Origin of the sequence: Escherichia sp. MOD1-EC6475, from assembly GCF_003046645.1 — a bacterium.
In the GTDB taxonomy this organism is placed as follows: Bacteria; Pseudomonadota; Gammaproteobacteria; order Enterobacterales; family Enterobacteriaceae; genus Escherichia; species Escherichia ruysiae.
The window spans coordinates 1-10,458 of sequence record NZ_PZKQ01000067.1; the positions used below are offsets into that span (position 1 = coordinate 1).

Sequence of the window (10,458 nt, forward strand, 5' to 3'; positions counted from 1 at the left end):
ATGGCGGTGAGGCGGGGATTCGAACCCCGGATACGTTGCCGTATACACACTTTCCAGGCGTGCTCCTTCAGCCACTCGGACACCTCACCAAATTTTTGTTGCCTGACCTCATGGGGCAACGGGGCGCTACTATAGGGAGTTGGAGTAAAACGGTCAAGAAAAATTTATTTAGATTGGTTTGTTTGGTTATGCATTGTTCACGCAGTTCATCCGACCAGGATTGTGACTGTATATGCTCTGGGCAATTATTTATCAAAAGCTACGCTGGAAATATGAGATTGAAGACATTCCAATCGACCCTTTTTTCAGGGTGAGATGTAACGCATTGATTTTATTTATTACTATTTTGATGCCTCGAAAAAGGGTATGAATTGGGGATTTTGTAAGTTTTAACAGTAAATCAATAGGATAGTCTGCTATTATTCCAGTTCACTGCCGTACAGGCAGCTTAGAAATTGTATGAATCAGCCAGGATTTCGTAGGGTTTGTTCACTGCCGTACAGGCAGCTTAGAAAGGCGCGGGAGTGCTTGATTTCGTATACGTCATGTTCACTGCCGTACAGGCAGCTTAGAAATCGCGGAAAGCAAAGAACTGGTAGCGACAAAAGTTCACTGCCGTACAGGCAGCTTAGAAAGCTCGCGTAAATCGCTGCCAGCGGCAGAATGTGTTCACTGCCGTACAGGCAGCTTAGAAATGTTGAATTACATCCAGTAACTCAAAGCTTGAGTTCACTGCCGTACAGGCAGCTTAGAAAACCTCAATACTCAAACAGGGATCGTTTCGCAGGTTCACTGCCGTATAGGCAGCTTAGAAAAGAATGCTGGCACTTAATCCAACAGGAAATCTTGTTCACTGCTGTACAGGCAGCTTAGAAAGCTAACGCGGAGATACGCCCCGGCTGCGGGTGGTTCACTGCCGCACAGGCAGTTATAAAATCCATAACCCCATATTTATTTTCTTCCTTAACTCCAGACGCAAAAAAGGCCGGTTAAACCGACCTTTTACTCGTTCTTTCTCTTCGCCCATCAGGCGGCAAAACAATCAGCGACTACGGAAGACAATGCGGCCTTTGCTCAGGTCGTACGGGGTCAGTTCAACAGTCACTTTGTCGCCCGTCAGGATGCGGATGTAGTTTTTGCGCATTTTACCGGAGATGTGTGCAGTAACCACGTGACCGTTTTCTAACTCTACGCGGAACATGGTGTTAGGCAACGTTTCAAGAACGGTGCCTTGCATTTCAATATTGTCTTCTTTGGCCATCTAATCCTCTGGGGTATCACTACCGTAATTTGAACCGGCAAGATAATGCCGAAGTTCTGTAAATAAGTAAAGATTTGCGCGCTAAATCGCAACAAACAGGTTTGGCACATAACTCCGAAAACACACGGCTAAGCCGCACCAAAAGCGCAACGTATAAGGGAGCGGTGAGATAAACGATGGGCGTTACCTGACGCGAAAAATTCCTTATCGGCAGCGGAGTAATGAGCGTAACCAACTCTGCGACCGCAATTATAACACTCTGGAGAGAAATGTGCCGAAAACATTCATTTCTGAGGCGAAAACAATTGTCGTGGCACCCAGAAGTTATTCGGTAATCGTTCCTGGCGCATTTGATTAAGATAATTGAGGTAATCCCTGCGGGGAATTTCGCAGGCGCCAAGCGAAGCTGTGTGATCATTAAGCACCTGACAGTCGATTAATTTGCCGCCGTGATGGATAAATTCTTCGCAGAATACCAGGAGCGCCGTTTTGGACGCATTTTCCATGCGGCTGAACATCGACTCACCACAAAATAACGTTCCCTGCGCCACGCCATATATGCCGCCGACAAGCTCGTCTTCACGCCAGACTTCAATAGAGTGGGCATGACCCAGCTCGTGCAGGCGGTAGTAAGCTTCAACCACGTCGCGCGTGATCCAGGTTCCTTCATCGCGATCGCTGGCACAACCTTCAATAACCTGACCAAATGCGTAATTCATCGTGACACGATAGGGCGAGCGTCTATGAAAACGTTTCATACTGCGACTAATATGCAGTGATTCTGGCCATAATACCGCGCGAGGGTCGGGCGACCACCACAGAATAGGGTCGCCAGGAGAAAACCACGGAAAAATACCGCGTTGATAAGCCATCAACAGACGCGCAGGGCTTAGATCGCCCCCCAGCGCCAGCAGGCCGTTAGGCTCACGTAATGCGCCTTCCGGGGAAGGGAAGGCTATTGAATGGCGAGAAAGCTGAACCAGGCGCATGACCGCAAAACTCCACTACGCAAGTCGGATCGTTCAATAATAGCTTACAAACCCTGCTTAAACTGGTAATAACGTCCCTGTCTGGCAAGCAGTTCTGCATGAGTACCTTGCTCAATAATTTGTCCGTTGTCCATCACAATTATTTGTTGGAAACGAGAGAGTCCGCGAAGTCTATGGGTGACCATTAACACCGTTTTCTCACGCATCATTTCTGCAAGCAATTCAAGGATCTGGCTTTCAGTTGTGGCATCTAAGCCTTCGGTTGGTTCGTCCAGCAATACCAGCGGCGCATCGTGTAATAGCGCACGGGCGATAGCCAGACGGCGCAGTTCACCACCGGAGAGTTGGCGTCCACCTTCACCCAGCCAACTGTTGAGTCCTGCGTCTTCAAGCAGCTTCTCCAGACCGACGCGGCGCAAGATCTCCGCCAGAGCCTCATCACTGCTGCCAGGTGCTGCAAGTAACAGATTATCTCGCAGCGTTGCGCTAAACAGATGTACACGCTGTGGCACAACGCTGATGGCCTTACGCAGAGCCGTTTCATTCAGGCTGGCTATAGGGCTACCGTTAAGCAAAATCTCGCCCTGTTGCGGATCCCATGCGCGGGTCAGCAGTTGTAACAGTGTTGATTTACCGCATCCCGTTCGACCGAGAATCGCAATATGTTCTCCGGTGTTTGCCTGAAGGGAAATCCCTTTAAGAGCTTGCTGTGATTGCTCAGGATAAGTGAACTGAACATCACGTAACGTCAGGGAAACCTGATCGGCAACATGGGTTTGGGTATCAGGGAAGGTGACTTCTGGTTTTTGATCCGTTAAGTCAGTGATCCGTACTGCAGAGGCAATGACTTGCCCCAGATGCTGAAATGCACCTGTCACCGGCGCCAGAGCCTCAAACGCAGCTAACGCACAGAAGACAAACAAGGCAATTAACGCGCCGGGTTGAGCATTGCCGCCAACGCCGCCAGACGCCATCCACAGCATCAGGATCACCGCTAACGCACCAATTAGCAGCATTATCGCTTGCGATAAAGCGGTCAGTTCAGATTGACGGCGTTGCGCTTCCAGCCACTGAATTTCAGTATTCTCTAATTGCGTGCGATAACGATCGCTGGCACCAAAAATGGTCAGTTCAGCTTGCCCTTGCAGCCAGGCGGTCAGTTGCTGGCGATACTGCCCGCGAAGATGAGTCAGATTATGCCCTGTGCTTTTACCAGCACGATAAAATAGCGGAGGCATCAGGAACAACGTCAGCAACATAATGCCGCCCAGCGTAAAGGCGAGGGTGAAATCAAGGAAACTTAACCCGATTGTCACCACCATAATCACCACAAAAGCGCCCACCAGCGGTGAGATAACGCGCAAATAAAGATGATCGAGCGTATCAACATCCGCCACGACGCGGTTGAGCAATTCGCCCTGACGATAGCGCGCAAGCCCGGCAGGGGAGAGCGGCAAAAGTTTACTGAATGTGTAAATGCGCAGATGCTGCAATACGCGGAAAGTCGCGTCATGACTCACCAGACGTTCAAAATAACGCCCTGCGGTACGGGTGATTGCTGCGCCACGCACCCCTGCGGCGGGGAGCATATAGTTGAAGCTGTACAGTCCTGCAACGCCCGCAACCGCTGAGGCGGAGAGGAACCATCCGGAAAGCGTCAACAGACCGATACTGGCGAGCAGAGTAATAATCGCCAGTACAATACCAAGGCTTAACATCCACTTATGACGTTTATACAGAGCCAGATAGGGTAGCAAAGCGCGCATTTAAATCTCCTCCTGACGATGGGCCAGCAATGTAGCGAAAGGACCGTTAGCCACGCTTAATTCCGCGTAACGTCCTTGCTCGACAATCTGACCATCCTGCATCACCCAGATAGTATCCCAGTCAGCAAGATCTTCTAACTGGTGGGTGACCATTAACGTAGTCTGGCGCAGAGAGGCGGCATTCAGCGCCTCCATCACGCGCTGTTCGCTGTGTGCATCCAGGCTGGCAGCGGGTTCATCCAACAGTAATAGCGAACAGGGATGCAGTAATGCACGCGCCACCGCCACGCGCTGCGCCTGACCTACGGAAAGGCGGGCAGCCTGGTCGCCAACAGGCGTATCAACTCCTTGTGGCAGGAGCGGTAGAAACTCACTGACCCATGCGTTATCCAGTGCTGTTTGTAACTCTTGTTCGCTGGCATCAGGTCGCGCCAGTAGCACATTGTCCCGTAGTGTTGCTGCTGGTAGTTGTGGATTCTGCCCAACCCAGGAGAGATGTTTGCGCCAGGATTCCGGTGATAAATCGCGCAATTCGATACCGTTGACCCGTAGCGATCCCTGATATGAGAGGAAACCGGAAAGTGCATTCAACAGTGAGCTTTTACCTGAACCGCTACGGCCAACCAATACAGCTCGTTGGCCTGCTGGCAAAGTAAAGTTCAGCGGTCCGGCCAGCGTTTTACCTTCCGGCGATGTGATAAACAGATCCTCGGCCTCAATGGTCACCGGATCGGTCGATGCTAATTCCGTCTCACCGCGCTGCGGATGGGCGAGCGGGGTTTCCATAAACGTTTTCAGACTGTCTGCCGCGCCAACAGCCTGGGCTTTAGCATGATAAAACGTACCGAGATCGCGCAATGGCTGGAAAAACTCCGGCGCAAGGATCAGCGCCAGAAAACCCGCAGCCAGTGTCACGCCAGTATCATAGTGACCAAAATCCAGCTCGCCGAGATAGGAAAAACCAAAGTACACCGCCACAAGGGCAATCGACAGCGAGGTAAAGAATTCCAGAATGCCGGAGGATAAAAATGCCAGTCGCAGCACTTCCATTGTCCGTTGACGGAAATCTTCAGAAGCAGAACGAATGCTTTCAATTTCAGCTTCACCACGACCAAAAATACGCAGCGTTTCCATGCCGCGCAGGCGATCGAGGAAATGCCCACTTAAGCGAGCAAGTGCGAGAAAGTTACGTCGGTTAGCATCGGCGGCGCCCATTCCAACTAACGCCATAAACAACGGGATTAACGGCGCAGTGCCCAGCAGAATAAGCGCCGCAGCCCAGTTAGAAGGGAATATTGCTACCACAATCAGCAGCGGCACTGACACCGCCAGCGCCATTTGTGGCAGGTAGCGAGCATAGTAATCATGCATATCGTCAATTTGCTCAAGTACCAGCGTCGCCCAACTCCCCGCCGGTTTGCCCTGAATCCACGCCGGTCCTGCTTGCTGCAAACGGTCGAGAACCTGGCGGCGGATGGCAAAACGGATATGCTGCCCGGCGTGATACCCCACCCGTTCGCGCAACCAGACCACCCATGCGCGCAACACAAAGGTCAGTACCAGTAAAGTAAAGGGAAGAAGCAGGGCTTCGCGGGGGATGTTCTCCATAATCATGTGCTGCAGAATACGCGCCATGAACCAGGCCTGGGCAATTATCAATATGCCACTCACAAAGCCCAACAGACGAGAAATATTCAGCCAACGTTGGGAGATGACGCTTTGCTGTTTTAACCAGCGGGTTAACTCTTTTTGACGGGATTTATTCATTGCACGCTTAGCAGGTGAGTTATCAGAATTTTTTGCAGGGCAATGTTACAACGGAGGAATAATAAAGGCGACCCATAGTCGCATGGTGTCGCCTTCTTTACTTTTGTTACTGATTTGTAAAATTATTTTGCGTCAGCTAAACCGTCGAGGTAGCGTTCAGCATCCAGTGCCGCCATGCAGCCTGTACCGGCGGAAGTAATAGCCTGGCGATAAATATGATCCATCACGTCACCTGCGGCAAAGACGCCCGGAATGCTGGTCTGGGTGGCATTACCATGAATACCCGATTGTACTTTGATGTAGCCGTTTTCCAGTTCCAGTTGCCCTTCGAAAATGGCGGTATTCGGGCTGTGGCCGATAGCAACAAACAGACCGGCAACGTCGAGTGACTCGATGTTATCGCTGTTTTGCGTATCGCGAAGACGAACGCCAGTGACGCCCATCTGATCGCCGGTCACTTCTTCCAGCGTACGGTTGGTGTGCAGAATGATGTTGCCGTTCTCCACTTTATCCATCAGACGCTTAATCAGAATTTTTTCTGCGCGGAAAGTATCGCGGCGGTGAATCAGGTGTACTTCAGAAGCAATGTTAGACAGATACAATGCCTCTTCAACAGCGGTATTACCGCCGCCGATAACCGCAACCTTCTGATTACGGTAGAAGAATCCATCGCAGGTCGCACAGGCAGAAACCCCACGTCCTTTAAAGGCTTCTTCAGAGGGCAGGCCGAGATAGCGTGCAGAAGCTCCGGTAGCAATAATCAGCGCATCGCAGGTGTACTCGCCGCTGTCGCCAGACAGACGGAACGGACGATTCTGCAAATCCACTTTGTTGATGTGATCAAAGATGATTTCAGTTTCAAATTTGGTGGCATGTTCATGCATGCGTTCCATTAATAACGGACCGGTCAGATCGTTTGGATCGCCTGGCCAGTTTTCCACTTCCGTGGTGGTGGTCAGTTGGCCGCCTTTTTCCATGCCGGTAATCAGCACGGGTTGCAGGTTGGCGCGCGCCGCGTAGACAGCAGCGGTATATCCCGCCGGGCCTGAACCCAGGATAAGCAGTTTACTGTGTTTGGTCGTGCCCATGAGATCCCCATAGTTGTTGGCAGACAATGGGCAGGATTGTAGGGAATTTACAGACGTAAAAAAAGAGTATGACGATTTTGTTAACGATTTGTGCAATCGTCAGAAGCGATAAGCGTGTCAAATTCTTCGGTCATTATCACGCCTGCTACTTAATTTTTTCGGTTTATAAGCCGATTAAATGATGATTAAACGCGACTGTTAATGAATAACTGGCATGTTGTACTAAAAAACGATGTTTTGCTTTGACAATCACCTGGCGTTTTGCGAAAACATTCGAGGAAGAAAAAAACAGTATTCTTATATGCGCATAATCATGCATGTAAATACCATGTTTACCGTGCTAGTGAAATCTACGCATGGCGTGGACAGACGCCATTCGTGATGTCGATAGCGGCCTCCAGGCAACGGTCTTCTCACCGTAGACCCAGGCATTGCGCGCCGTGAATCTTAATGATTTCGGTCTATCGTGACGGGTAGCGACTCTGAACAGTGATGTTTTCAGGGTCAGACAGGAGTAGGGAAGGAATACAGAGAGACAATAATAATGGTAGATAGCAAGAAGCGCCCTGGCAAAGATCTCGACCGTATCGATCGTAACATTCTTAATGAGTTGCAAAAGGATGGGCGTATTTCTAACGTCGAGCTTTCTAAACGTGTGGGACTTTCCCCAACGCCGTGCCTTGAGCGCGTGCGTCGGCTGGAAAGACAAGGGTTTATCCAGGGCTATACAGCACTGCTGAACCCGCATTATCTGGATGCATCACTTCTGGTATTCGTTGAGATTACTCTGAATCGTGGTGCTCCGGATGTGTTTGAACAATTCAATACCGCTGTACAAAAACTTGAAGAAATTCAGGAGTGTCATTTAGTATCTGGTGATTTCGACTACCTGTTGAAAACACGCGTGCCGGATATGTCAGCTTACCGTAAGCTGCTGGGGGAAACTCTGCTGCGTCTGCCTGGCGTCAATGACACACGGACATACGTTGTTATGGAAGAAGTCAAGCAGAGTAATCGTCTGGTTATTAAGACGCGCTAACACGGAACAGGTGCAAAATCGACGTATTTTGATTACACTCCTGTTAATCCATACAGCAACAGTACTGGGGTAACCTGGTACTGTTGTCCGTTTTAGCATCGGGCAGGAAAAGCCTGTAACCTGGAGAGCCTTTCTTGAGCCAGGAATACACTGAAGACAAAGAAGTCACATTGACAAAGTTAAGCAGCGGGCGCCGACTTCTGGAGGCGTTGCTGATTCTTATTGTCCTGTTTGCCGTCTGGTTGATGGCAGCTTTATTGAGTTTTAATCCTTCGGATCCTAGCTGGTCGCAAACGGCCTGGCATGAGCCTATCCATAATTTAGGCGGGGCACCTGGTGCGTGGCTGGCCGATACCCTGTTCTTCATTTTTGGCGTGATGGCTTACACCATCCCCGTCATCATTGTCGGTGGCTGTTGGTTTGCGTGGCGTCATCAGACCAGCGACGAATACATTGATTATTTTGCCGTTTCGCTACGTATTATTGGCGTGCTGGCGCTCATCCTTACCTCCTGTGGTCTGGCAGCCATTAACGCCGACGATATCTGGTATTTTGCCTCCGGTGGCGTAATCGGTAGCTTATTAAGCACTACGTTGCAGCCTCTGCTACACAGCAGTGGGGGAACAATTGCGCTGCTTTGCGTCTGGGCAGCGGGCCTGACGCTGTTTACCGGCTGGTCCTGGGTGACTATTGCCGAAAAACTGGGCGGCTGGATTTTAAACATTCTCACCTTCGCCAGTAATCGTACCCGTCGCGATGATACCTGGGTCGATGAAGATGAGTATGACGATGACGAAGAGTACGAAGATGAAAACCACGGTAAACAGCATGAATCGCGCCGTGCTCGTATTCTTCGTGGCGCGTTAGCGCGTCGTAAACGCCTGGCAGAAAAATTCATTAATCCGATGGGGCGGCAAACGGACGCTGCGTTGTTCTCCGGCAAGCGGATGGATGATGAAGAAGATGTTACCTACACTGCGCGCGGAGTAGCGGCCGATCCTGATGACGTCCTGTTTTCGGGCAATCGTGCAACGCAGCCTGAATATGACGAATACGATCCTTTATTAAATGGTGCGCCGATTACCGAGCCTGTAGCTGCCGCAGCGGCTGCAACCACGGCGACGCAAAGCTGGGCCGCGCCGGTTGAACCTGTTACTCAGACGCCGCCTGTTGCCTCTGTTGATGTTCCACCTGCGCAACCTACTGTATCCTGGCAGCCTGTACCGGGGCCGCAAACGGGCGAGCCGGTTATTGCTCCTGCAGCAGAAGGTTACCCACAGCAGCCACAATATGCGCAGCCTGCGGTGCAATATAATGAGCCGCTGCAACAGCCTGTACCGCCACAGCAGTCATACTATACGCCTGCAGCGGAACAACCTGTGCAACAACCTTACGACACCCCTGCGCCTGAACAGCCGGTTCAACAGCCGTATTATACATCTGCACCGGAACAGCCGGTGGCAGGTAACGCCTGGCAAGCCGAAGAGACGCAATCCACTTTTGCTCCACAGCCTACATACCAGGCGGAGCAAACTTACCCGCAGCCAGCCGTTCAGGAGCCGTTGTACCAACAGCCGCAACCTGTTGAACAGCAGCCTGTCGCGACACCGGAGCCTGTTGTAGAAGAGACAAAGCCTGCGCGTCCGCCGCTTTACTATTTTGAAGAAGTGGAAGAGAAGCGTGCCCGTGAACGTGAACAACTTGCGGCCTGGTATCAACCAATTCCTGAACCGGTTAAGGAACCAGAACCGATCAAATCTTCGCTGAAAGCACCTTCTGTTGCAGCAGTACCTCCAGTAGAAGCCGCTGCCGCTGTTTCACCGCTGGCATCGGGCGTGAAAAAAGCGACCCTGGCGACGGGAGCCGCAGCGACGGTCGCTGCGCCTGTTTTCAGCCTGGCAAATAGCGGTGCGCCGCGTCCGCAAGTGAAAGAGGGCATTGGCCCGCAGTTACCTCGACCGAAGCGTATCCGCGTACCAACACGTCGTGAACTGGCGTCATATGGCATTAAGCTGCCATCGCAGAGAGCGGCGGAAGAGAAGGCTCGTGAAGCGCAGCGCAACCAGTACGATGCTGGCGGGCAGTATAACGATGATGAAATCGATGCGATGCAGCAGGATGAACTGGCTCGTCAGTTTGCCCAGACGCAGCAGCAACGCTATGGCGAGCAATATCTACATGATGTGCCAGTGAACGCGGAAGATGCAGATGCTGCGGCAGAGGCTGAGCTGGCTCGTCAGTTTGCCCAGACTCAGCAGCAGCGTTATTCCGGTGAACAACCGACTGGGGCGAATCCGTTCTCGCTGGATGATTTCGAATTTTCACCGATGAAAGCGTTAGTGGATGATGGTCCACACGAGCCGCTGTTTACGCCAATTGTTGAACCTGTTCAGCAGCCGCAGCAACCAGTCGTGCCGCAGCCGCAATATCAGCAGCCGCAGCAACCGGTAGCACCGCAGCAGCAATATCAGCAGCCGCAACAACCGGTAGCACCGCAGCCGCAATATCAACAGCCGCAGCAATCGGTAGCGCCGCAGCCGCAGTATCA

The 10,458-nt window shown here is 51.5% G+C and carries 7 protein-coding genes, 1 tRNA gene and 1 CRISPR repeat array; of the genes, 2 read left to right on the forward strand and 6 right to left on the reverse strand.

All coding sequences use genetic code 11. The features are described from left to right. Position 1 precedes the first annotated feature (1 nt). From A7589_RS20115 to trxB, 6 genes are all read right to left on the reverse strand, one after another. A tRNA-Ser gene (locus tag A7589_RS20115) sits at positions 2-89 on the reverse strand. 338 nt (positions 90-427) lie between these two features. Beyond that, a CRISPR array of direct repeats spans positions 428-936; the repeat unit is 28 nt; unit sequence GTTCACTGCCGTACAGGCAGCTTAGAAA. A 106-nt stretch (positions 937-1,042) separates the two neighbouring features. Continuing rightward, the gene (infA, locus tag A7589_RS20120) at positions 1,043-1,261 is read right to left on the reverse strand and encodes a translation initiation factor IF-1 (RefSeq protein WP_001040187.1); all 219 of its coding nucleotides are present in this window, start codon (positions 1,259-1,261) and stop codon (positions 1,043-1,045) included. A gap of 284 nt (positions 1,262-1,545) precedes the next feature. Beyond that, positions 1,546-2,250: a leucyl/phenylalanyl-tRNA--protein transferase gene (gene aat / locus A7589_RS20125; protein WP_108188982.1), complete on the reverse strand. Its 705-nt coding sequence runs from the start codon at positions 2,248-2,250 to the stop codon at positions 1,546-1,548. A 44-nt stretch (positions 2,251-2,294) separates the two neighbouring features. Continuing rightward, positions 2,295-4,016, reverse strand: coding sequence for a heme ABC transporter ATP-binding protein/permease CydC (gene cydC, locus A7589_RS20130; RefSeq protein ID WP_001202147.1), 1,722 nt, complete (start codon positions 4,014-4,016; stop codon positions 2,295-2,297). Continuing rightward, on the reverse strand, positions 4,017-5,783 hold the full coding sequence (gene cydD, locus A7589_RS20135) for a heme ABC transporter permease/ATP-binding protein CydD (RefSeq protein WP_001043608.1): 1,767 nt from the start codon (positions 5,781-5,783) through the stop codon (positions 4,017-4,019). Positions 5,784-5,905: 122 nt separating this feature from the next. After that, positions 5,906-6,871 carry a thioredoxin-disulfide reductase gene (gene trxB, locus A7589_RS20140; protein ID WP_000537426.1) on the reverse strand — a complete coding sequence of 322 codons (966 nt, stop codon included), beginning with the start codon at positions 6,869-6,871 and terminating at the stop codon, positions 5,906-5,908. 544 nt (positions 6,872-7,415) lie between these two features. On the opposite strand from trxB, the gene lrp reads away from it, so the two are divergent. Further along, positions 7,416-7,910: a leucine-responsive transcriptional regulator Lrp gene (lrp, locus tag A7589_RS20150; protein ID WP_000228473.1), complete on the forward strand. Its 495-nt coding sequence runs from the start codon at positions 7,416-7,418 to the stop codon at positions 7,908-7,910. 134 nt (positions 7,911-8,044) lie between these two features. Then, on the forward strand, positions 8,045-10,458 hold a 2,414-nt coding region (gene ftsK, locus A7589_RS20155), incomplete at its 3' end, for a DNA translocase FtsK (RefSeq protein ID WP_108188983.1).